Genomic DNA, 24222 nt, shown 5'->3' on the forward strand with positions numbered 1-24222 from the left:
GTTTAAAAAACGTTTTTTTATCAACCCGAAACGCCACTAAATCAACGACTTTTGAAAATAAACAGCAAAACACTTGACAACGCCTATCTCACAATCGTATATTTGCACACGATTTATAATTTTAGATATAAAATCTAAGATCTACACTTTAAAATCAACAATTCAAGTATGAAATTATCACATTTTCAATTTAATTTACCAAAAGAACTTTTAGCGGAATTTCCAGCAGAAAATAGAGATGAGTCTCGTTTAATGGTAATTGACCGTGCAAAACAAACTATAGAGCATAAAATGTTTAAAGATGTTATCAATTATTTTGATGACGGAGACGTTTTAATTCTTAACAATACAAAAGTTTTCCCTGCTCGTTTGTACGGAAACAAAGAAAAAACAGGAGCGAGAATTGAGGTTTTCTTATTAAGAGAATTAAATTCAGAGCAACGTCTTTGGGACGTTTTGGTTGATCCGGCTAGAAAAATCCGTATCGGAAACAAACTTTATTTTGGTGATGACGATTCGTTAGTTGCTGAGGTAATTGACAATACAACTTCTCGTGGTAGAACTTTACGTTTTTTATATGACGGTTCTTACGAAGAATTCAGAAACAAATTAACAGAACTTGGAGAAACTCCAATTCCTAAATACATCAACAGAGAAGTAACTGCTGAGGATGCTGAAAGATACCAAACTATTTATGCAAAAGAAGAAGGAGCTGTTGCTGCACCAACTGCAGGTTTACACTTCTCAAAACACCTTTTGAAAAAATTAGAAATCAAAGGAGTAAACTTTGCTGAGGTTACACTTCACGTTGGTTTAGGGACTTTTAATCCGGTTGAGGTTGAAGATTTATCGAAACACAAAATGGATTCTGAGGAATTGATCATAAAACAAGAAGCTTGCGATATCGTAAACGAAGCAAAAGCAAAGAAAAAACGTATCTGTGCTGTTGGAACAACTTCAATGCGTGCTATTGAAAGTTCAGTTTCTTCTCAAAATACTTTAAATCCTTACGAAGGTTGGACAAATAAATTCATTTTCCCTCCTCACGATTTTAGTATTGCAAACTGTATGATCACGAATTTCCACACACCAAAATCAACATTATTAATGATGATTTCTGCTTTCTGTGGACATGATTTAATGAAAAAAGCATACGACGAAGCAATCAAAGAAGGATACAAATTCTACTCTTATGGAGACGCGATGTTGATTATCTAATCGAGATATATTTTAAATAAAGAACCCATCATTTAATGATGGGTTTTTTGGTTTTAAAAGTGTTTTAAAGTTTCAGGTTTCAGGTTTCAAGTTGTGCTCAACGTTAAACTTGAAACCTGAAACTTGAAACAGAAGAAACATTTTCCTATTTTTACGCCTCAAAACAAAAACGCAATGACTTTTCAAAATACACGCGAATTCGCACGAGAGCTTGATTCGCAAGACACTTTAAATCACTATCAGGATGAGTTTATTTTCCCGAAAGTGAATGACAAACGAGTAATTTATTTTACAGGAAACTCTTTAGGATTACAACCAAAACGCACCAAAGCTTATATTGATGAAGTGATGAATGACTGGGCAGAATTGGCTGTTGAAGGTCACTTTTATGCGCAAAAACCATGGTGGGATTATCAGGAAAGATTTGCTGAACCGTTAAGTAAAATAGTGGGAGCTTTGCCTTCAGAAGTTACGGTAATGAATACTTTGACTGTGAATCTTCATTTATTGATGGTTTCTTTTTACCAGCCAAAAGGCAAACGTTACAAAATTATCTGCGAAGAAAAAGCTTTTCCTTCAGATCAATACATGTTTCAAAGTCAGGTTCATTTTCATGGATACAAACCAGAAGATGCAATTGTTGAAATCAAACGTCGCGAGGGCGAACATAATATTCGTTTAGAAGATATTTTAGCAAAAATTGAAGAAGTTGGCGATGAATTGGCTTTGGTTTTAATTGGAGGAGTGAACTATTATACGGGACAGGTTTTCGATATTAAAACCATCACAGCAGCCGGACAAAAAGCGGGTGCAAAAGTGGGTTGGGATTTAGCGCATGCAGCGGGAAATATAAAATTAGAATTGCACGATTGGAATGTAGATTTCGCTGCCTGGTGCAGTTATAAATATATGAATTCAGGCCCTGGAAATGCTTCTGGATGTTTCGTTCACGAAAAACATCACAATGATCCTGATTTACCAAGATTTGCAGGTTGGTGGGGACACAACAAAGAACGTCGTTTTAAAATGGAACCAACTTTCGATCCCGTTCACGGAGCAGGAGGGTGGCAAATTAGTAATCTTCCGGTACTTTCTTTAGCACCTTATTTAGCATCAGTAGAAATGTTTGCTGAAGTTGGAATGGATGCTTTAATTCCCAAAAGAGACCATATTACGTCTTACTTAGAATTCATTTTACATGAAATTGATAAAGAAGTTAAAGGTAATTTCGAAGTTATTACACCTTCAAATCCTTTGGAAAGAGCTTCTCAATTATCTGTCTTTTTACATGGGGAGGGAAGAAGCTTATTCGATTATTTAATGAAAAACGGAGTGATTACAGATTGGCGTGAACCGAATGTAATCAGATTAGCTCCAGTTCCTTTGTATTGCTCTTATGAGGATATGTACGATTTTGGACAAATTTTGAAAAAAGGAATTTTAGGAGAATAAATTAGTTATAAGAAAGAATCTCGTAAAGTCGCGAAGTCGCAAAGTTTTATTTCTTTGTGACTTCGCGACTTTGCCATTATAGACAGGAGGTAACTTTGCGAACCTTGCGTAAAAACCTTGCGATCTTTGCGGTTAAAATGTCAGATCATGAAATTCTGTAAGCTTTCTTCCAAATCATATAACATCAACAAAAAGCATCTCCTTTACTTTGTAGTGTATAATCATTAAAACTACAATCATGAAAGCCTTATATATATTATTTGCCGTATTATCCATTGTTTCTTGTCAAAACCAGGGAAAAGAAGATGTCAATAAAGCAAAACAAGCCAGCATTGATTCCATGAAAGTTGAAATTAATAAACAAAGAATTATCGATTCAATGAAAACGGAAATGGCTCAAATCCAAGAAGAACAGAAAGTAGAAGCACAAAAAGTGGTAGTAGTACATCAACAAGACGGGACTGCAACAACAACCACAACAACCAAAAAGAAAGGTTGGAGTTCTACCGCTAAAGGGGCTGTAATTGGTGCCGGAGTTGGTGCTGCAACGGGAGCCATCATTAGTAAGAAAAAAGGTGAAGGTGCCATTATTGGTGGTTTGGCCGGAGCCGGAGTTGGAGCCGGAACAGGTGCCATAATCGATGGCAGTAAAAAGAAAGAATAAAATACAATTATATAAAAAAGAAACCCCGATTTAGAACTCTAAATCGGGGTTTCTTTTTTATGCCATTTCATGCGAAGGAATTTCTATAGAGGTTAGTTCTAACTTATAAAAATCAATTTGATATTTAATTTTTTCAGTCTCACTTTTAAAATAAAAAGTAGATTCAAACAAATTGTGATAATATTCAATTCCTTCTAAAAGATTTGTTTTAAAGCTATTCAATTTCTTAAGCTGGTTGGCGGTGATTTCTCCTGAAATAGTTTCAATTTCATTTCTAAAGTATTCAACGTACATTTTCAATTCCTTCACAAATAAATTGGGACGATTATTAGCCCTTAAAACCGACTTATTTCCATAAATGTGTTCTACCATATGTTTCAAAGAAACTTCCTGATCAAAATACGCCATATTAGGCCCAGGGCAAATTACAACACCTTGCGCCTGACCTTTTATTTTGATATCATTTTCTAAATAGGAGGAATTAGCCAAACCAACACATAAACATGATTTCTCGGTGATTTTTATTTTTGATTTTTCAAAGGCATCAGCAGAAAGACTTTCTTTTATATTTTCTAATTCTGCTAATTTGATATCCTGATATTTTTTTGAAGCAGTACAAATTCCGTGTGGATCATATTCTTTGCTTAATGCCAGAAATTTTTTTGGACATGAACTTCCTGCTTTATTCTCCTGGATTCGTTTCTGTTTCAAAATTTCATTTGTTGTTCCTTTCAAAGTATTAAAAGGAACTCCTAAAGGCGAAATATGACTTAGATATAAATCTCTTTCTTTCGCTTTAATTAATAAATTTCGGGTGGTCTGATCGACAGAAGTTGCTTCGGGAACTAATAAAAATGGAGTGCCCCAGCCAACAGAATCGACATTGTAACTATTTAATAAAAATTCATGTTCTTCTGAAGTTCCTACGCCACCCTGAACGGTAATTTTTAGATTTAAAGATTGATCAGGAAAATACGCGCCTTTTTGCTGTAATGCCTTTACCATTAATTCATGAGCCGATTGAACTAGCTGTTCTTTTTTCTGTTTGAATTCTTCTAAAATTGTACCTAATAAAAGGCCGTCTGTTGCAAAAGCATGTCCTCCACAATTTAGGCCTGATTCGATTCGGTATTCAGAAACCCAAAGTCCTTTTTTTGCTAAAAAATTTCCCTGAATCATAGCCGATCTGAAATCACTTACTTTTAAAATGATTTTCTTTTTGAGTTCATTATTTTCATTCGGAAAGAAATCCGAAAAATTCTCAAAATAACTATATAGCCTTGGATTCATTCCGGCAGAAAGTACTACTGAAGATTCAAGATTACTGTTTGCAAAACCTCTTAAGGCAGCATGCGCATCATTAAATTCAAGAGGTAATTGTTTATTTTTAATGAAATTATCCTTGTCTAATTTAGTCATGATATTCACATCAATTTCTCCAACAGAAAGATGCGATTCAATATAATTTTGAATATTTTCCTTGAATGAAATTCCGTCTTCCAGTAAATTTTGAAAACCTTTTTTGATGTCTGAAGTATTGGGCAACATCGACATAAAGTTTTCTACAGCAGTTTTACTTTCAGCTAATTCCGTTTTAAAACTTTCAAATTTTTGTTTGACAATTTTGTCGACTAGATTTAAATAGGATGTAATTCTTTCCGCACGATAATCGTGAAATTTCTGACTTATTTCTTCGTAGGGAAGATTAAATTTCGTGCTATAGAAATTACGCATTTTCTCAATGAGATCATCATCAGCAATCGAAATTACCGATGAAATTCCATATTGCGCTACTCTAATCGGACTATCAATCGTATAAGCAAGCCCCATCACCGGAATATGGAAAGTATGTAAGGGTATTTTTTTCATTTGTTTTCAATTAAAATAAAAACAAATGTTGGAAAAAGGATTGTTATAAAACCTGATAATTGTCAGGTTTATAGTGGGTTTGAAAAGTGTTTGCCATGAATTACACTAATTTACACGAATTACTTTTTTATCATCGGGGCTAAAAATTAGTGTAGATTAGTGTAATTTGTGGTTAAAAAACTAAATCAAAATCTTCTTTAAAGATTCTGCAATGCTTCTCCATAAAAAGTTATAAAAGGATTTTTCCTGAATTCTTTCAACTTCGACATCGACCGTTTTTGCTTTTTCTTTTGAATCATTTTTGACCAATAAATTAACAATCGCAGATTTTAGCTTAGCTTCTTTTTCAGGATCTTTTTTCTTGTATAATTTGACTTTTAAATCGTCGTAATCCAAAGAAGCGTTTCCTTTTGAAATGTTATCATTTCCATAAAAATTAAAGCGGTATTTATTGAAAACTCCCGTAAAGGAAGCATTCATATAAGGTTTGCTGAATTGCCCCATGGCTGTAACTTCAAAATTTGAAATAACACCCTGAATATGAAAACTGTCTTTTTGATTTAAAACATTAAAACTCCAATCAACATCTAAAGGAGAGGTTTTCATGAATTGACAATTGATTTTGATTTTGACATCAGCCGTCTTTTTTAAACCAAAACCACTTCGAAGATTGGTTGCCTGTAAATTAAACTGATCAAAATTTAATTTTCCGGGACCTTTCGAAAAATCAATTTCTTCCTCATAAACCAATTTTGATTTTAAAACCTGTAAAGTATCAATTTGTAACGGGAATTTAAGATTTCGCAGCAAATGATTGTAAAGATATTTTTTGCTTAAATCATCTTTTGGCATTTTTCCACGGTAAATATTCGCATCAAAATGATTCATCACAACTGAATTTGCCTTGAAGAAAAAACGATCATTTTTAAATCCCCAATCCATTTTATTGATGTGGACTGAATCTATTTTTAGCGTATAAATGTCTTTTTCTTTTTCTAGTTTTTGAACAAAGGTTTTTCGGTTATATTCGGGCAGCATTGAAAACTTCTTTACTTTCAAGAAATTGTTTTCCGTGCTTATTTGACCAATATCCATTCTGTAAAATTGATTTGGTTTATAGTATAAACTATCACAAACCAAAACGTATTTTTCGTACTGCATCGGAATTTTTTGCTTTAAAGTCGCATCTGTGATTAAAATGCCTTCGAGTTTCAGCAGGATGTTTTTGACACTGAAAATTGGTTTACTATTTTTTAAGTAAACAATATCAATGCTTCCGTCATTTAAATAAATATTGGAAACCGCAATTACTTTTCGAAACGGTTCTATAATTTCAGTTCGAATGCTTTTGCTATTGTTTAAAAGCTTGTCGTTCTTTTTGTATAAAATAACTCTGGGCTTATTAATAATGATACTTTCAGCCTGAATAACATCGCGAAAAGCTAAATCCCAAATATTAAAATGTTTAATAGTAATAGATTCAATTTTAGAAAAAATTCCAGTCTTTACTTTGCTGTTTTCAAGCTGATTTTTTGGATGAACCAATAAAGTTTCGGCATAGATATTTCTGGACCAAAGTGAAACTTCAATTTTCTCGTAATTAATATGATAAGCAGTTTTGTTTTTTTCTTCAATAATAATCGGCAGCTGTTTTTTAATCCAATAATTCAGTCCGAAATTGATTAAAAGCACAAAAACAAAGATTGAAATTACACCGATCGCTATTTTTTTGTAGATTGACATTTATTGTATTGATTTTAAATATAAATTTAGACTTTTAAAGAATGATGTTCTTATAGGATTACGTCTTTAAGTTACATCATTATCGAATCATTTGTACCTATACTTTTTTAAATATGAAGAAAATTAAAAAAATACTGTTGGTTGTAGTAATCATAATTGTCCTTTTAGGAATAGGTTTATGTGCCTATATTTTTCATTTGAAGCCTAAATATGAAGGTGAATTACAGTTGAAAAATCTGCAGAAAGAAACCACAGTTTATTTTGATGACTTTGGTGTTCCTCATATTTATGCTGATTCTGAAAAAGATGCAATGACAGCTTTGGGTTATGTTCATGCACAGGAAAGATTATGGCAAATGGAATTGCTTCGAAGAATTGCACCGGGAAGATTATCAGAAATATTCGGATCAGTTGCACTTAAAAATGATATGTTTTTCTCCGGAATTGGTATCGAAGAAGCATCGGCGAAAGCCATTGCCAAATTAGATAAAAACAGTGAAAGCTATAAGTTAACGTTGGCCTATCTGGATGGAATAAATCAATATTTGGAGGAAGGAGTAACGCCAATTGAATTTACTTTGGTGGGTGTAAAAAAGGAAAAATTTACGATAAAAGACGTTTATAATATTTTTGGATATATGTCTTTCAGTTTTGCGATGGCTCAAAAAACAGATCCGTTATTGACTGATCTTCGTGCCAAATATGGAGCTGGATATATTAAAGATTTGGGAATTGAAGGAGAATTTAATACAACCAAAATTAGAAGCTCAAAAGAGAATCTGGAAGAGTACAGCGAGATTTCAAAATCAGTTGCAAGTTTGTTGGATAAATCTCCAATACCACCATTTGTTGGCAGTAACAGTTGGGTAGTAGGACCAAATAGAACAAAAAACAAAAAAGTTATTTTTGCAAATGATCCACATATTGGGTTTTCGCAGCCTGCCACCTGGTATGAAGCACATATTGTAACACCAGATCATGAATTGTATGGCTGTTATTTGGCCGGAACTCCATTTCCGTTATTGGCACACAACCGCGATTATGCTTACGGTTTGACAATGTTTGAAAATGATGATATCGATTTTTATCAGGAAACAAACAAAGTAAATGATGCCAATCAATATCAAACACCAACGGGTTTTGCAGCTTATGAATCGAGAAAGAAGACCATTAAAATAAAAGATACTTCAGATGTGGTTTTGACGGTTAAATCAAGCCGACATGGACCCATCATGAATGATGTATTGGCAAACCTAAAAAGTAAAAAACCAATCGCGATGTCTTGGATTTATACCCAACAACCCATTCAGATTTTGGATGCCGTTTATGGACTTTCGCACGCGAAAAGCAAAGATGATTTTAGAAAGGCTGTGCAATTGGTTGCTGCGCCGGGATTGAATGTAATGTATGGAGATGCGAAAGGAAATGTGGCCTGGTGGGCGACAGGAACGCTTTATAAACATAACAAAGGAGTAAATTCATTTTTTATCTTAGATGGTGCAACTGGAAAAGATGATATTACAGAATATTTAGATTTTACTAAAAACCCATCGGCTGAAAATCCGAAATGGGGTTATGTGTATTCTGCTAATAATCAACCGGAAGCTGTTGATGGTTATTTGTATCCGGGTTATTATTTGCCTGAAGATCGTGCCAAAAGAATTTCTGGCTTAATGGATGCAAAATCAGATTGGGATAAAGAGGCGATTAGTAAAATGATTTTCGATAATACCTCTTCGGTTGCGACGGATGTTGTTCGGAATTTAATTGCGAATCTGGATACTAAGACTATTTCAGCTGAAGAAAAAGAAGTGCTAAATGTTTTGAAAGCCTGGAAAGGAACTACCAATTTAGAAGATGTTGCCCCAACGATTTACAACAAATGGATTTATTTGTATTTGAAAAATACTTTTGAAGACGAAATGGGTAAGGAAGATCTTAATATATTTCTTGGAACACATTTAGGAAAACAAATTATTGCGAGACAGATTGTTAATGAGAATTCACTTTGGTGGGATAATATCAAAACTAAAAATGTAAAAGAAACCAGAAACCAAATTGTTTCAAAATCGTTTCATGAAGCCGTTTCACAACTTACAACGCAATTAGGAAGTACAATTGGAGATTGGAACTGGGGAAAAGTACATACTGTTGAACACGAACATCCTTTAGGAAAAGTAGCCGCACTTCGCAAATTATTTAATGTTGGACCTTTTGCAGCTCCCGGATCAAATGAAGTGATTAATAACCAGTTTTTTGGGTTTAATGATGAAGGGAAATATTACGTTAAAGGAGGTCCTTCAACCAGAAGAGTGGTAGATTTCTCTGATATTGAAAACAGCTGGAGCATTATTCCAACAGGACAATCCGGAAACCCATTTAGCGAACATTACCACGACCAGGCTGAAATGTTTAATGCAGGCAAATTCAGAAAAATGAAACTGAATAAAGAAGAAATCATAAAGACATCAACGAAGTTGGTTTTGAAACCGAAAAAGTAATAGTTTCAAGTTTTCTTTGTTTCAGGTTTCAAGTTAAGGTTCTAAGGTTAGTATAAAAACCTTAGAACCGTAGAATCTTAGTGCCTTACTTAGAAATATATTTGCCCCTAACAATATCATTCGCGAAAATATTCAGATTATTAAGCAACACTTTATTTGTTGTCATAATGTTTGTGGTCTGATACGCAGTATTTTTTTCATAGGCTTTTAATAAAGTCTCTAATTCGACTTCATCATAAAAAGCAAAAATATTGTAGATAGCGTCTCTGAAATTTTTGTAATTGATGCTTTCTGTAATTTCCATTGCTTTTTGCTCGTTCCAGCCTTCTTTTGCGGATGCCTCATTTATTTTAGTCAGACAATAATCGACAACATAGGTTTTGTAATGAGCCGCTTCGATAATTTTATCGACGATAATTTTATTTTGCTGTGTCGGCATTGCCGGCGGTGGCGGATTGGTTTGAGAACTACAGATATTAGTAATGAACAGACATAGCAGTGAGGCCAAAAAGGCATGCTTTTTTAGATTTTTCATAGGTTATTATAATGTTTTTGGGCGGGGCTAAAATAGTATTTTTTAAGATAAATTATCAAACTTGATTGTTAGAAATTGTAACAAAAAAAACTTCGATAATACCTTTTTTAATTGGCACTATCGAAGTTGGTTTGTAATTTTTTAAGGATTTATTTTATTATTTTGAAATTTCGGCTAAAACTTTTTTGCCTGCTTCATTTTGTGGGTCCAGTTCAACAGATTTAGTGTAATTCGCAATAGCCAGATTTTTGTCACCATCAGCTAAATAAGCTTCACCCAAACTATCGTAAACATTACCGGATTTAGGGAAGTTTTCGACATTAATTTTGAAAACTTCTATAGCTTCTTTCTTTTTTCCATTTTGCAATAATTGATAGCCAACACTATTTATTTCATTTTCTTTAATGCCAAAAGTTGGATCTTTTTTTAGTTTTTTATAAGTGTCAGTTCCGGCGGCAGCACCTTTTTCTGAGTAGGTGTCCAAAAGTTCCAAAGCCAAAGATTTTTTAGGCTGATCAAAAGGCTGATTATATAAAATAGCTCTAATGCCTGCGTTCATTTCATCAAGAATAGTTCCGCCAGTATTATTTAATAAAACTACTAGATTTTTATCAGCTGGAATGCGAGAAATAACCGTATTGAATCCGTTAATTCCTCCACCGTGTTCAATGATTTTTAGTTTAGGTTTGTCTCCATTTGGAGCTTCTTCTAAAAACCATCCGTAGCCGTAAGAACTACCTCCGGCTTTTATATAAGGTTTGAACAAGGATTCCATAGATTTTTCAGAAAGCAATTTGGTAGTATAAAGTGCCTGATCCCAAATATATAAGTCTTCAACAGTTGAGTATAAAGATCCTGCTGCATACGGAAGACTCATATCTAAATAAGCAGAATTGACGATTTTTTTGCCTTGTTTTTCGTAACCGGCAGCTCTGTTTTTAAGTATAATTTCACTGTGATCATATCCTGTATTAACCATTTTTAATGGCGTTAGAATGGTTTTTTGTAAATATTGCTCATAGGTTTTTCCTGAAACCTTTTCGATAATATATCCTAGTAAAAAATAACCGGAATTGCTATAATTGAATTTTTCGCCAGGCGTAAATTCAAGTGGCAAACTCGAAAATGTTTTTACAAATTCTTCTGGCGAATAGGGGTTTCTACTTTTCTCTTTAAAGAAATTGGGAGCTGAGGTATAATTTGGAATTCCGGAAGTGTGCGTTAGTAAATGATGAATCGTTATTTTATCACCGTTTGCTTTTGGATAATCGGGTAGATAAGTGGTAATTGGAACATCAAGTTTTAGTTTTCCGTCTTCTGCAAGTTTAACAAGTAGGAAAGCAGTAAATTGTTTGCTTATTGAACCTAATCTGAATTTGGTGTCGGGTTGGTTTGGAATATTCCATTCCATATTGGCAGAACCATATCCTTTTTTGAAAATGACTTTTCCGTTTTCAGATACTAGCGCAGATCCGTTAAATTGCCCGTATTCGTTGTATTTACTTAAAAGCTGATCGATTTGTTTTGCTTTGTCTTGCGCTACAACGCTAAAAGTAGACAGTGTCGCTATAAAATACACCGCAATTAGTTTGATTGATTTGTTCATGGTCATTGATGATTATTGATTAAGATTAATGATTCGTTGTTTGATTTTTTGATTGATGATTGAAACTATTTAATCATCTGAATTTTAATTTGTTATACGAATGTACAAATTAAAATGATGATGATGTTCGCGTTCGATTCTTGTTAGACGATTCAAAAGCGATTTGGTTTCACAGCAATCTACTTTTTTTTGTATTTCTTTAAAAAATAATAAATGGGACAAAAAAAGAGCTATTTTTTAATAGCTCTATGTTCATAACTAACAATTCTTTTCAGTACCCAATCTTTGTCTTTTCTCTCCCAAATATGAACAAATTTTCCAGTTCCGCTAGGCTTTCCATCAACATAGAAAGTGTGTTCGCCAATTTGTAAGGCTCCAAAATCACCTAATTTATCAATGGTGCAGGAGTTTAATTTTCTAGTCAGTTTCTCAGATCTTCCACATTTATCCAGTAGTGATTTTATTTCATTTCCTTTTGAGGTGTTTAACCCGGAACGATCGTCGTAAAATTCTATATCGTCAGCTATTATTTTTTTGAAAAGTGCAGCATCACATTGATTAAAAGAAACATCAAATAATAAGCTGTCCATTTTTATGATTTCTGTTTTTAAAACGTCCATTTTTAAAACTTCACTATTGGTCTGCGCTTTTGCTTCTCTGCTTAAAAAAAGCATGAAAAGAATTAATACATTCATCATGGGTTCCATAGTTTTGATTTTATTAGTTTTCATTATTTCGTTTCAATATCAATTAGCTTTTGTCCGTTTTCTCCAAGATAATTCAAAAGAAGCTTTTCATAAACCTTGTAGCCATCGTCAACATTTGTAAAAATTATCAAGCCTTGTTTTGTTTTTGGAAGAAGAAAAAATAAGGTTTGAACACCTTGGTCAGCGCCACCGTGCGACAAGGCATAATTATCATTTCCTAAATCATATATTTCAAAACCCAAACCAAAATATTTGTCTTTTTTCTTTTGAGCAACCTGATGTGAGTTCATTTCCTCAAAAACCTTTTTGCTTAAACCGTCACCATTAATTACACTGCATAAAAAAGTGCCGTAATCCTGAATTGTGGTTAATAAATCATCAGCAGCATTTGCGGTTTTGTTTTTAACCGGTTCGTAAGCGTTTCCTTTATTGTCATAATTAATGGCGTATCTTGACACATCGATTATGTCGTTCCAAATGAATTTAGTATCATTCATTTTTAGCGGTTTAAAAATCAATTCATCTGCTAATTGATCCAATGTTTTATGGAATTTCTTCTCTAATGCTAGTCGCAAATATTCCATTCCTTCGCCTGAATAGGAGTATTGGGTTCCGGGCTTAAATTTGAAATCTAGCTTTTTAGATTCGTTCATAAATCTCCAATTCGGAAAACCAGTTTGATGACTTAAGACAATTCTTGTAGTCAGCAATTTATGATTCGGATCGCTGGCAATATCCGGATCGATCCAATATTTATCTAAAGGCTCGTCTAAATTCCATTTTCCCTGGCTTACCAATTTCAAAGCCACGATTGCAGTAACAGGTTTGGTTAATGAAGCTACATTCCAAATGGTATTGTATGGCGCAGCAATTCCTTTTTTAAGTTCGCCAAATATCTTTATTTCCTGAAGTTTTCCGTTGTTGATAATTCCAATTCCTAAAGTTGGAATGTTATTTTGCGCTAGCCATTTTTTAATTTCTTGATCATTATCAAAAATGGATGATTTTATACCAGCAGTACTTGTTAACTGATGATCGTAACTAAAAGATCTTCTTAGTTTCCAAACACCATTTTGTAAAAGCCAAACATGAGTGAATTTTGCTGTACTGCCAAAATGTTCTTTTGCATTTGCTAATGATTCATTTTTGCCGACTGATTTTTCATAAAATTGATGAATACCCATTTGCATCGCGCCGTATAAAATCCCTTTTTTGTATAAAGGATAAACTTCTGTGCTATTTGAAACCAAATATCTTCTGGCTTTATATGTAGTTGGTGAGCCGCATAAGCCTTTTTTAAAATTACGAAGAAATTCAGCTTTATCAGAAATGCTGTCTTTGTCATGGTAAAATTCAAAATCGTCGCTAAACAGATTTTCAAACTGTTTTACATCGCAAGTATTAAAGCCAACATTAAAAAGAAGACTGTCTTTTGACATAATAGTTTTGTACAATTCCGAGTTTTTTTCTTCCTGCGAGAATCCAAATTGGATTTGGAAGAACAGGATTCCAATTAAAATGGTTTTTAAATGGAAAATTGATTTGTTGATTTTCATTTTGTGATTGATTGTTGATTGATGATTTTGCAAAATTAAATCAATCGTTCATCACAAAATTGTACAAATGCGAAATGTTATCTTTTTTTGGAAAGAAAATACAAATCCGAATTAAACATTTTTGGAGTTGTTTTCGTCACATCTTTGAATTGTTTTATAAAATGCGATTGATCAAAATATTGATTGTAAAGTGCAACATCAGTCAGTTTTAATTTATCCAACCCAGAATTTACCATTTGATCGACCGATTTTCTGAATTTCAGAATCTGAATGTATTTTTTAATCGTGAGTCCAGTTGCTGATTTAAATTTAATTTGAAGCAAACGCTGTGAAACATTTAAACTTTCTCCGATTTCCGAAACCGAAATTTCTTCATTCCTAAGTTTAATGATTTCGCAGATTTTTTCAATTGTATTTTTTGATTTATTAATAGAATGTAATTCTTCAAAGTAGGTATTAATCGTATTTAATAAAACAGAAATATCGCTGTTTAAGTTTACTTTAAAAGGCAATTCAGCCGAATCGATTTTGATAATAGAATCAGTAAAATTGTTTAAATCATATTTTTGGAAAAACGAAAGCGTCCAGGCGTGTAGTTGTATGATGATAACTTTTGTTTTCGGTTGAATATTGACCAAAACTTTATTGGTCATTTGGGAGCAAAAGTAAAATCCTTCGTTTATTTCATACTTTTGTTTGCTCGTATGAACTTCTATCGCATTTCCGCTCACAATAGCGAGATTAAAACAGCCGTTGGGTAAAACGAGTTTGTTTTCAATCAGGCTTTCGCCGATACTGTTGTCGAGACACCAAATTTTATTCACGAACCGCTCGCAAGTTTTGGTGACATAATGTTCGGAGTATAGGTTCATTTGGATGTTTGCTAAGAATTAAGTTAAGTCATTTGATTAAAAGGGGAAAGGCTGAATTAACAGCCTTTCTTATAATTATCTTTTAACTTTTCCTGTAAATATATCTATTGTCGAAGTTTTCTTAAAAGGGTCGTTGAAAAAACTTAATACTACTAAATTAAAAAGTTCTGGTTTTTCATACGAGCCGAAATGAGTTGCTCCCGGCATTACAAAAAAGTTAGAGTTTTCGATGTTGCTAAAGATTTCAATAGAATGTTCTAATGTAATAGCATCCCGGTCACCCGACATGATCAAAACCGGACATTTTATTTTTTGCAAATCCTTATCCTTAATATTTGGCTGATAAGCTAATAGTGTATAAAGATTTTTAGTTCTGGGATCTTTTGTTGCTTTCAAGGTATCCATTACGAGTTTGTCGATTTCTGGGTAAACAGCTTTTTTGCCCGGATATAAATTGGCGCCAAAAGCTGCTAATTTTGAGACTTTGTCAGGATTATGAATAGCTAAAAGTAAACCCAAAATTCCACCGTCACTTTGACCCCAAACATTAGCGTTTTTGATTTTAAGAGAATCTAATAAAACGCTTACATCATTTGCCATTTGATTGTAATTTAATTGTTTGTTTGAATTATCAACCGATTTTCCATGACCTCTGCTGTCAATAGCTATTACCTGAAAGTACTTTTTGAAATATTCAATTTTTTTGCTGTGCCCTTTAATAGAACCGCCATTTCCATGTAGTAAAATTAATGGTGTTCCGCTGCCATAAACTTCATAATACATCTGCATACCGTTGATTTGTTTAAAATTTCCGGCTTCTTTATTATTTCCATATGGGATTGGAGTTTCGGTTTGAGCTGAAAGTTCTGCAAAAGTTAAAAAGAGAACTGCAAATAAAAGGAATAGTTTTTTCATGTTTTTGGTTTATTGAAAATAATGATTAATCTCTAATGTTATTAGACGACTTATTTCTTTTTTTGTTTCAAATTGAATTTGTTTTTCTATAGGAATTCTGTAAAATATTGTCGTTTAGTGGTTTCCCATTCCTCCAAAATTACACTATAATAAACATCATCCTTACTCTTTCCTTGAGAATCGACATAATTATTTCTAAAGATTCCTTCTTTTACGGCACCCAATTTTTCAATCGCTCTTTGTGATTTTTTGTTTTCCAAATCAGCACTAAATTGTATTCTTTTAAATTGAATGTTTTCGAAACCAAATTTCAGTAACTCGTATTTACAAGCTTTGTTTAGGCCTATTCCCTGAAATGCTTTTCCGTACCAGGTCCAGCCAATTTCACATTTTTGACTTGCATGATTTAGGTATCCGTAACGAGTGCTTCCGGCAACTTTGTTGGTGGCTTTGTCAATAATCAAAAACGGATAACAAATTCCGTCTGCTTTTTGTTTTAAGGTATTTTGAATATAATTTTCGAATTCAGTTTCAGTTCGTATATACATTCCCATGTATTTCCAGATTTCATCATCGAAAATAATTTCTTTGAGTTCGATGTTTCTTTCGTTTTCAACTGGAAGTAATAAAACGCGTTCGTTTTCTAAAATGATGTTTGATTGTAATAATTCGGTATTCATGGTTTTAAGTTTTGCCACAAAGACGCAAAGACACTAAGTTTTTTTACACAAACTGAACTTAAAAATAAAACTTTGTGCCTTTGCTCCCGATAGCTATCGGGATTGCGGGATTATTTCTTCAGCTAAAATAGCCCTTTTCGGATTTGTAATAAAGCTATAAAAACTGGATTTTGTTATGAAAACGGGTCTTGCATGAGGGATAGAGACGGTATCTCCCGATTTAGAAAAACAAGGCTTTTTAGCCGTAGTTTTTGTTAATCGGGAATATAGTGGATAGCCCGACCCGCTTTTTTCGGCGGGTCATGCCCATATAAATCATAAATATTTCCTTTATTTTTAAGCTCTTGTAGAATTATTACTTATTTTTACGATCTTATATTTAGATTTTTCTTGATGCAAACTTCACTAAAAATTGCTGTTGTAGGTTCTGGATTAGTAGGATCGTTATTGGCAATTTATCTTAAAAAAGCAGGCCACACCGTTCATGTTTATGATCGTAGTCCTGATATTCGCAAAATTAATTTTTCAGGTCGTTCCATTAATCTGGCTATGTCTAATCGTGGTTGGAGGGCACTTGATGGTGTTGGCGTTGGAGATGCGGTTCGTGAAATTGCGATTCCGATGGACAAACGTGCGATTCATTTGGTCGATAAACTCAATTTTCAGAACTACGGGCAGGAAGGTGAATCGATTTATTCGATTTCAAGGGGAACTTTGAACCGAAAAATGATTGATCTTGCAGAACAGGCCGGAGCGGAGTTTTTATTTGACCAAAAAATCTGGGATGTGACGCTAAGCGATGCGACTTTGCATATTGGTGAAACCGAAAGAGGGGAGTGGGATGAGAAAAAATACGATATGGTTTTTGGTGCCGATGGTGCTTTTTCGAGAATCCGTCACAGAATGCAACGCCAGAGCATGTTCAATTATTCGCAGGAATTTTTGAATATGGGTTATAAAGAATTGAACATTCCGGCTAATGCCGATGCTACTCATAAACTGGATAAAAACTCTTTTCATATTTGGCCACGAGGTAAATACATGTTGATTGCCCTTCCTAATTTAGACGGAAGTTTTACGTGTACTTTATTTATGCCTTTTGAAGGTGAAAATTCCTTTGAATCTTTAACTGACCGAAAAATGGTAGAAGATTTCTTCGAGAAAAACTTCCCGGATTCGATTGAGGTGATTCCGAAGCTGGCAGAAGATTTCTTTAAGAATCCAACCAGTACGTTGGTCACTATGAAATGTTTTCCGTGGACGTATGAAGATAAAATTGCTTTAATTGGAGATGCCTGTCATGCCATTGTTCCTTTTTACGGACAAGGAATGAATGCCGGTTTTGAAGATATTACGGTTTTAAACGAAATGATCGAAAAATACGGAAACGACTGGAAAAATATTTTTTCTGAATATCAAATTTCAAGAAAGCCGAATGCCGATGCCATTGCAGAACTTTCGTACCGTAATTTCATGGAAATGAGTACAAAAACTGCTGATGAGAAATTCTTGTTACAAAAGAAAATCGAAAAAGCATTTTCAGATAAATATCCTGATAAATGGATTCCGCTTTACAGTCGTGTAACTTTTAGTGACCGTCCATACGCCGAAGCTTTGGCAATTGGAGATTTCCAAAACGGAATTATGGAAGAAGTACTGAAATTAGATAATATTGAAAATATTTGGAACACGCCAGAAGTAGAAAATAGGATTCTTGAATTATTGCAAAACGCATAATTTTTTTCTCACCATATAAGTAATATAAGTTCATTTTATATATGCAGTAGACCCTACAGGTTTTAAAAACCTGTAGGGTTTCTTGTAGAATCAATCTATTGCTTTAAAATGCGTAAAACTTTTAAATCATATAAGTTTATTTAATCTAAACGCAAAGTTTTAAATGGACTTATATGACTTATATGGTGAAATGTTTTTTTATTTCTTGAAGATTTTTGACAATACACCAAAAACACCTCTTATAAAGGTAGCACTTGTAACGACTTTCAAAACCGATTTCCCAACAACACTTGCCGTGCTTGGTTCAGATTTTGATGATCTTGTTGGTGCTTGTTCTTCTTGTTCGGCTGCAGCTTGTGTCGCCTCTTCGATTTTTTTGTTTAGTAATTCGTAAGCACTTTCACGATCCATTTCCTCGTTGTATTTTTTAACCAGTTTCGATTTATTGTTTATTTCGTCGATTTCTGTTGACGTTAAAATATCCATTCTGCTTTCAGGTGCGCGCATCATAGTCGCAACAAGCGGGGTTGGAACTCCTTTTTCGTTCAAAGCTGTAACTAATGCTTCCCCAATTCCTAAACTAGTAAGCAATTCCTCTGTTTTGTAATAGGTAGAAGTAGGGTAGTTATCAGCTGTTTTTTTAATTGCCTGACGGTCGTTTGCTGTAAAAGCTCTAAGTGCGTGTTGAATTTTTAAACCTAACTGAGCCAATACACCGCTCGGCACATCCATTGGGTTTTGCGTTACAAAATAAACACCAATACCTTTAGAACGAATCAGTTTTACAATCGTTTCGATTTGCTCTAATAAGACTTTACTAGCTTCGTTAAAGATTAAGTGTGCTTCATCTATAAAGATCACTAATTCAGGTTGTTCAGAATCTCCTTTTTCTGGCATTTTCTGGTAGATTTCAGCCAATAAACTCAACATGAAAGTCGAGAACAATTTAGGTTTATCCTGAATATCCGTCAAGCGGATGATGTTTACGTAACCTTTCCCGTTTTCGTCGATTCGCATTAAATCATCAATTTCAAAAGATAATTCTCCAAAGAATAAATCGGCACCTTGTTGCTCGAGTTCAATAATTTTTCTTAAAATCGTTCCGGTTGTAGCAGTTGAGATTTTGCCATAACTTGCAGCAATTTCGTCTTTACCTTCTTCTGTAATATAATTGATGACTTTTTTAATGTCTTTTAAATCTAATAAAGGCATTTGATTGTCATCACAATACTTAAAGATTACGGCAACCACTCCGGCCTGAGTGTCATTAAGATCCAAAATCCTAGAAAACAATACTGGACCAAATTCAGATACAGTTGCACGCAAGCGAATACCATCTTGTTTTGACAAGGACATTAATTCAACAGGAAATGAAGCTATATTATAAGGTAGGTTTATTTTGGCATGTCGCTCAGTAATAAAACCTTCCTCTTTTCCTTCTTTGGCAATTCCACTAAAATCACCTTTTATATCCATCATCAAAACAGGAATTCCGGCATTGGACAATTGTTCTGAAAAAACCTGAATTGTTTTGGTTTTCCCAGTTCCGGTTGCACCGGCGATTAGTCCGTGGCGGTTTAAGGTTTTAAGAGGAATTTTTACATGAGCCTCTGCAATTGCTTCTCCATCCAGCATAGCACCTCCTAAAGTGATACTATCACCTTTAGAAAGATAACCTGCATTTATATCTTGAATGAAATTATCTTTTTTATTCATGTTTTTATTTGTAATTTAGATGATTATAAGAGTATTGCTTTGTTTTTTAACAATTTGTCATTATTTTTTTTAGTAGGAAAAAGCTTTTTCGAATTAAAAATACAATAAAAAAAAATTTCGCAACTTTTTAAGAAGATATCAACGGAATCTTTGAATATTTACTAAAACGTTGTAATTTTCCCATAAATCGTTCTGTTTTTTGTTTTATCACAAAAACAGGTTGGGCAATTTAATGAGATATTTTTTAAATTGACGTTAAATTTCCTTCAATAAAATTAAAAAAAGTTTTTTTATTTAAACTAAACGTATAAATTTGCTCCTCTACAAGTTAAATATAACTAAAAAATAAAAATTATTTAAAACTATTAAAATTAAAAAAAATGGCAAACGTTAAAGTTAAAAAAGAAAGCACTTCAAATGGAGGAGGAATGATCACTGGAATCATTATTGTTGCGTGTATTTTAGTTGGGGTGTTTATTTGGAAAGTAATCATGGGAGATTCTGCGAACTTTGAAGGTGGAAATCCAGAAACAGGTCATCCGATCAATACATTAGGACAAGTATATAAAGGAGGATTTATTGTACCAGTATTATTAGGTATGTTTTTAATGGTTGTTGTTTTTTCAATTGAAAGATTTATCGTTATCGGAAAAGCTGCTGGAAAAGCAAACTTAGATACATTTATGAAAAATGTACAAGCTAGTATCAAAGAAGGAAACATCGAGGCTGCTATTGCTTCATGTGACAAACAACAAGGTTCAGTTGCAAATGCAATTAAATCTGCTTTGATTAAATATCAAGATGTTAAAAAAGAAGGTTTCAACAGTGAAGAAGCTTCAGAAGTAATCCACAAAGAAATCGAAGAGGCAACTTCATTAGAAATGCCAATGTTAGAAAAAAATATGACTATTATCTCTACTTTAGTATCATTAGGAACTTTAGGAGGATTATTAGGAACTGTATCAGGTATGATTAAAGCGTTTGGTGCGTTAGCTTCTGCTGGAACTCCAGACCAGGCTGCTCTTGCAACAGGTATTTCTGAAGCACTTATCAATACTGCAACAGGTATCTCTACTTCTATCTTAGCTATCGTTTCTTACAACTTCTTTACTGCTAAGATTGATGATTTAACTTACTCTATCGATGAGGCTGGTACTACAATCGTGAATACTTACAGAAGATTCAGAGGAAGTTTGAAACAATAATTAATTTTTGATTATAATAATTAATTATATCAAAATAAAAATAAAAGAGAATGGCTAAAATAAAAATGAAAAAAAAGTCAACATCGACAGATATGACTGCCATGTGTGATGTTGCGTTCCTTTTGCTTACGTTCTTTATTTTGACCGCTACTGCTAAGGTGCCTGAAGCACTTCCTGTAGATATGCCTGCTTCTGTTGCTGAATTTAAATTGCCTGATACTGATTTGGCAATTATTACAGTAGGAAAAGGTGCAGATGGGAAAAGCAAAGTGTTTTTTGACCTAAAAGGAAGAGAGATTCGTAAAAGAACTCTTGAAGGAATGGGAGCAAAATTCGGCGTGACTTTTACAGAAGATGATAAAACTAAATTTGCTTTAATGGATGACTTCGGTGTACCTGTTGCAAATTTAAAACAAATCATTGCTATGAAAGCAGCTGATAGAGTGAAAGCAGATCAACCTGGAATTCCAATCGATTCTTTAGACAATCAATTAAAAGAGTGGCTTTTAGTTTCAAGAAGAGCTGCTATTGACCTTGATGATAAAGAATTGCAAATTGCAATTAAAGGAGATGCTAAAGAACAGTATCCACAAATCAAAAAGATCATGGATATTTTACAAGATCAGAAAATCAATTCCTTTAACTTAGTTACAGGTACGAGAGGAAAAGACTTTTAATTAAAAAAGATACACTAAAATGGCTGAATTAAATACCGGCGACGGTGGTGGCGGAAAAGGTGGAAAAGTAAGAAGTAAAAAGCAAAATTCGAAAGTCGATTTAACGGCGATGGTGGATTTGGCATTCTTATTGATCACATTCTTTATGTTAACCACATCGTTGTCAAAACCTCAATCGATGGATTTGTCACTGCCAGATAAAGATCCGGATTCGACGAAAACAGTAGATACTAAAGTAGATGAAAATCGTACGATGACTGTAATATTAGGGGAAAACAACAAATTGACCTATTACATGGGATTGTTAGCTTCACCTATTGCTGGGCCTAAAGATCTTCCATATGGTAAAGATGGTATTCGTAGAGAACTGCTTAAAAGAAAAAAATCAGTTTTAGAATATTCTGCAGCTTTAGGGAAACCTAAAAATGGAATCATCGTTATCATTAAGCCAACTAAAAAATCGAATTACCGTAATTTAGTTGATATCTTGGATGAAATGGCTATTACTGGAGTAGAAACTTATGCAATTGTTCCTGAGTTTACACCAGAGGAAAATAAATTGATAGATAAAAAATAAGAGTTATCTTGTTTTAACATCCTAATAATCAAGAAAAATGAAATTAGATATTATAAAAAATCAGTGGCTTGATATCGTATTCGAAGGGCGTAATAAGATATATGGTGCATATGAGTTAAGAAAATCGAACGGCAAGACTACGGTTAAGGCGCTTATTATAGGTTCGATCATTTTTAGCTTTGCTGTAGCAGCTCCTCTTATTGCTAGTTTTTTACCGGATTCTGGTGAAGAAGAAGTAGATAACAATGTTAAGATCGCTACAGTAAAACTACCTCCTAAAAAAGAGGAAGTAAAACCTAATCAACCACCACCACCGCCACCACCACCAAAAGTGGATCAGGTGAAGTTTACAAAACCTGTGGTTGCGAAGGCAGAAGAGGTTACAGAAGATCCTCCAAAAATTGAGGAACTTAAAGATAAAAAGGTAGGTTCTGAAACTATTAAAGGAGATCCGGATGCAGTTTTAACTGTTGATGAGCCAGTAGGTACTGGAACTGCTGCAGTAGTAGAAGAAGATAACCAAGTATATAACACAGCTGGTATCGAAGTAAAACCAGATTTCCCAGGAGGAATTGAGAAATTCTACAAATTCGTAGGAAACAATTACAAGACTCCTGAAGAAGAAGGTTTAAAAGGTAAAGTTTACGTTACGTTTGTAGTTGAAAAAGACGGTTCATTAACCGACATTAAAGTTTTAAGGGATATCGGTTACGGTACAGGAGCAGAAGCAATTCGTGTTCTTAAAAAATGTCCAAGATGGACTCCTGGTGAGCAAAATGGTAAAAAAGTTAGGGTACTTTACTCTCTTCCTATTACTATTCAATCTGCAGAATAATGTTGAAAGATATGCTTAATAATATGCAGAAGAAATCGCTCAAAGAGCGATTTCTTCTTGTTTTAGGAATACTGTTTTTTTTAATATATCTTGTGCTGGGTTTAATGATTATGTTCTGGAAGAAATTGCCATTAGATATGGAGCCTAAATACAGATATGCTTTTGGTGGTTTGTTGATCGTTTATTCAGCAATCCGTTTTCTAAGATTAATTAATTCAAACGCAGAGTAAATATGTTAAAATATAGTAGAGTTTTCGCTTTGATAGTTTTTGTTTTTTTGTTTGCCATGTGCAACCAAAAAAGCAAGAACGAATCAGATAAGGAAACAATTCTAAAAGGTTCTATTGATATTACGGTAGATGAAACGGTTAAGCCAATAGTGGATGATCAGGTTGCTGTTTTTGAAGGAACTTACTATGGTGCAAAAATTACAGTTAAGCCAAAATCTGAAGCAGAGGTTATAAACGATTTATTAAATCAGAAGACTGAAGTTGTTGTTACCACCAGAAATTTGACTAAGGAAGAATTGCAAAGATTCGAGAAAAGTAAGATTAAGCCAAGGGTTACACCATTTGCAACTGATGCAATTGCTTTAATTTCGAGCAAGAACAATAATGATACATTAATTGCGTTGAAAACTGTACTGGATTTGATGCAAGGTAAACCAGATGGAACAATTAAAGGGCTTGTTTTTGATAATCCAAACTCAAGCACAGTTCGCTACATGAAAGAATTGGCAAAAGTAAAAGAGATTCCGGCTAGTGGTGTTTTTTCTTTTAAAACCAACGAAGAAGTGATTAAGTTTGTTTCGGAGAATGATGGAATGATTGGAATAGTTGGTGTTAATTGGTTATCCCAGCCTTCGCCAAATATGATTGAAACAATTAAAAAAATCAACATATTAAGTGTAAAAGGTTTAAAAGGTGATAAGTATTATGATCCAAGTCAAACTGATATTGCATTAAAGGAATATCCTTTGGCACGCGATTTGTTTATAATAAATTGTCAGGGTTATTCTGGATTAGGAATGGGGTTTGCTTCATTCATTGCAGGTGACATTGGACAGAGAATTGTATTAAAGTCTGGATTAATGCCTGTCAGAACTCCAACTAGAAAGCTGAAAATTAGAAATCAGATTATTAACGATAAAGAATAAA

General features: G+C 33.6%; 21 protein-coding genes. 11 read left to right on the forward strand and 10 right to left on the reverse strand.

Annotated elements, in window-relative coordinates:
- The first annotated feature begins 168 nt into the window (after positions 1-168).
- From queA to Q7C23_RS19260, 3 genes are all read left to right on the forward strand, one after another.
- A complete protein-coding gene (queA, locus tag Q7C23_RS19250; RefSeq protein ID WP_026983475.1) occupies positions 169-1218 on the forward strand; it encodes a tRNA preQ1(34) S-adenosylmethionine ribosyltransferase-isomerase QueA in 1050 nt (349 codons plus the stop codon).
- Between the two features lie 174 nt (positions 1219-1392).
- Positions 1393-2670 (forward strand): kynureninase, encoded by a 1278-nt coding sequence (kynU, locus tag Q7C23_RS19255; protein ID WP_375034040.1) that lies wholly within the window; start codon positions 1393-1395, stop codon positions 2668-2670.
- Positions 2671-2908: 238 nt separating this feature from the next.
- Positions 2909-3334 (forward strand): YMGG-like glycine zipper-containing protein, encoded by a 426-nt coding sequence (locus Q7C23_RS19260; RefSeq protein ID WP_375034015.1) that lies wholly within the window; start codon positions 2909-2911, stop codon positions 3332-3334.
- Between the two features lie 57 nt (positions 3335-3391).
- On the opposite strand, the gene Q7C23_RS19265 is transcribed toward Q7C23_RS19260, so the two are convergent.
- Together Q7C23_RS19265 and Q7C23_RS19270 are read right to left on the reverse strand one after the other, a co-directional pair.
- On the reverse strand, positions 3392-5203 hold the full coding sequence (locus tag Q7C23_RS19265; protein ID WP_375034016.1) for a hypothetical protein: 1812 nt from the start codon (positions 5201-5203) through the stop codon (positions 3392-3394).
- Positions 5204-5383: 180 nt separating this feature from the next.
- Positions 5384-6946, reverse strand: coding sequence for a hypothetical protein (locus tag Q7C23_RS19270; RefSeq protein ID WP_375034017.1), 1563 nt, complete (start codon positions 6944-6946; stop codon positions 5384-5386).
- 113 nt (positions 6947-7059) lie between these two features.
- On the opposite strand from Q7C23_RS19270, the gene Q7C23_RS19275 reads away from it, so the two are divergent.
- Positions 7060-9447: a penicillin acylase family protein gene (locus Q7C23_RS19275; protein ID WP_375034018.1), complete on the forward strand. Its 2388-nt coding sequence runs from the start codon at positions 7060-7062 to the stop codon at positions 9445-9447.
- A gap of 85 nt (positions 9448-9532) precedes the next feature.
- On the opposite strand, the gene Q7C23_RS19280 is transcribed toward Q7C23_RS19275, so the two are convergent.
- The 7 genes from Q7C23_RS19280 to Q7C23_RS19310 all read right to left on the reverse strand — a co-directional run bounded on the left by Q7C23_RS19280 (position 9533) and on the right by Q7C23_RS19310 (position 16318).
- Positions 9533-9982, reverse strand: a complete 450-nt coding sequence (locus Q7C23_RS19280; RefSeq protein ID WP_375034019.1) for a hypothetical protein — start codon at positions 9980-9982, stop codon at positions 9533-9535.
- Between the two features lie 157 nt (positions 9983-10139).
- Positions 10140-11588 (reverse strand): serine hydrolase, encoded by a 1449-nt coding sequence (locus tag Q7C23_RS19285; protein WP_375034020.1) that lies wholly within the window; start codon positions 11586-11588, stop codon positions 10140-10142.
- 230 nt (positions 11589-11818) lie between these two features.
- Entirely contained in the window at positions 11819-12319 is a 501-nt protein-coding gene (locus Q7C23_RS19290) for a nuclear transport factor 2 family protein (RefSeq protein WP_375034021.1), read from the reverse strand.
- Positions 12319-13851 carry a serine hydrolase gene (locus Q7C23_RS19295; protein ID WP_375034022.1) on the reverse strand — a complete coding sequence of 511 codons (1533 nt, stop codon included), beginning with the start codon at positions 13849-13851 and terminating at the stop codon, positions 12319-12321. The genes Q7C23_RS19290 and Q7C23_RS19295 overlap by 1 nt, the downstream gene beginning before the upstream one ends.
- 77 nt (positions 13852-13928) lie before the next feature.
- A complete protein-coding gene (locus Q7C23_RS19300) occupies positions 13929-14675 on the reverse strand; it encodes a helix-turn-helix domain-containing protein (RefSeq protein ID WP_375034023.1) in 747 nt (248 codons plus the stop codon).
- Between the two features lie 123 nt (positions 14676-14798).
- Positions 14799-15638 (reverse strand): alpha/beta fold hydrolase, encoded by an 840-nt coding sequence (locus Q7C23_RS19305; RefSeq protein WP_375034024.1) that lies wholly within the window; start codon positions 15636-15638, stop codon positions 14799-14801.
- Positions 15639-15724: 86 nt separating this feature from the next.
- A complete protein-coding gene (locus Q7C23_RS19310; protein ID WP_375034025.1) occupies positions 15725-16318 on the reverse strand; it encodes a GNAT family N-acetyltransferase in 594 nt (197 codons plus the stop codon).
- 393 nt (positions 16319-16711) lie between these two features.
- Here Q7C23_RS19310 and Q7C23_RS19315 point away from each other — a divergent pair, with 393 nt between their 5' ends.
- Entirely contained in the window at positions 16712-18055 is a 1344-nt protein-coding gene (locus Q7C23_RS19315; protein ID WP_375034026.1) for an FAD-dependent oxidoreductase, read from the forward strand.
- 198 nt (positions 18056-18253) lie between these two features.
- On the opposite strand, the gene Q7C23_RS19320 is transcribed toward Q7C23_RS19315, so the two are convergent.
- Positions 18254-19771 carry a helicase HerA-like domain-containing protein gene (locus tag Q7C23_RS19320; protein WP_375034027.1) on the reverse strand — a complete coding sequence of 506 codons (1518 nt, stop codon included), beginning with the start codon at positions 19769-19771 and terminating at the stop codon, positions 18254-18256.
- 380 nt (positions 19772-20151) lie between these two features.
- Here Q7C23_RS19320 and Q7C23_RS19325 point away from each other — a divergent pair, with 380 nt between their 5' ends.
- Genes Q7C23_RS19325 through Q7C23_RS19350 form a run of 6 tightly spaced genes read left to right on the forward strand, consistent with a single transcriptional unit; the run spans position 20152 to position 24221 of the window.
- On the forward strand, positions 20152-20976 hold the full coding sequence (locus Q7C23_RS19325; protein ID WP_072969652.1) for a MotA/TolQ/ExbB proton channel family protein: 825 nt from the start codon (positions 20152-20154) through the stop codon (positions 20974-20976).
- A 50-nt stretch (positions 20977-21026) separates the two neighbouring features.
- Positions 21027-21653 carry an ExbD/TolR family protein gene (locus Q7C23_RS19330; protein WP_375034028.1) on the forward strand — a complete coding sequence of 209 codons (627 nt, stop codon included), beginning with the start codon at positions 21027-21029 and terminating at the stop codon, positions 21651-21653.
- Between the two features lie 19 nt (positions 21654-21672).
- Complete coding sequence (locus tag Q7C23_RS19335; protein WP_375034029.1) at positions 21673-22230, forward strand: ExbD/TolR family protein; 558 nt, start codon at positions 21673-21675, stop codon at positions 22228-22230.
- Positions 22231-22267: 37 nt separating this feature from the next.
- Positions 22268-23065 carry an energy transducer TonB gene (locus tag Q7C23_RS19340; RefSeq protein ID WP_375034030.1) on the forward strand — a complete coding sequence of 266 codons (798 nt, stop codon included), beginning with the start codon at positions 22268-22270 and terminating at the stop codon, positions 23063-23065.
- Entirely contained in the window at positions 23065-23295 is a 231-nt protein-coding gene (locus Q7C23_RS19345) for a hypothetical protein (protein ID WP_375034031.1), read from the forward strand. The genes Q7C23_RS19340 and Q7C23_RS19345 overlap by 1 nt, the downstream gene beginning before the upstream one ends.
- Positions 23296-23297: 2 nt before the next feature.
- Positions 23298-24221, forward strand: a complete 924-nt coding sequence (locus Q7C23_RS19350; protein ID WP_375034032.1) for a PstS family phosphate ABC transporter substrate-binding protein — start codon at positions 23298-23300, stop codon at positions 24219-24221.
- Position 24222 lies beyond the last annotated feature (1 nt).

The organism is Flavobacterium sp. LAR06, from assembly GCF_041946075.1.
GTDB lineage: Bacteria > Bacteroidota > Bacteroidia > Flavobacteriales > Flavobacteriaceae > Flavobacterium.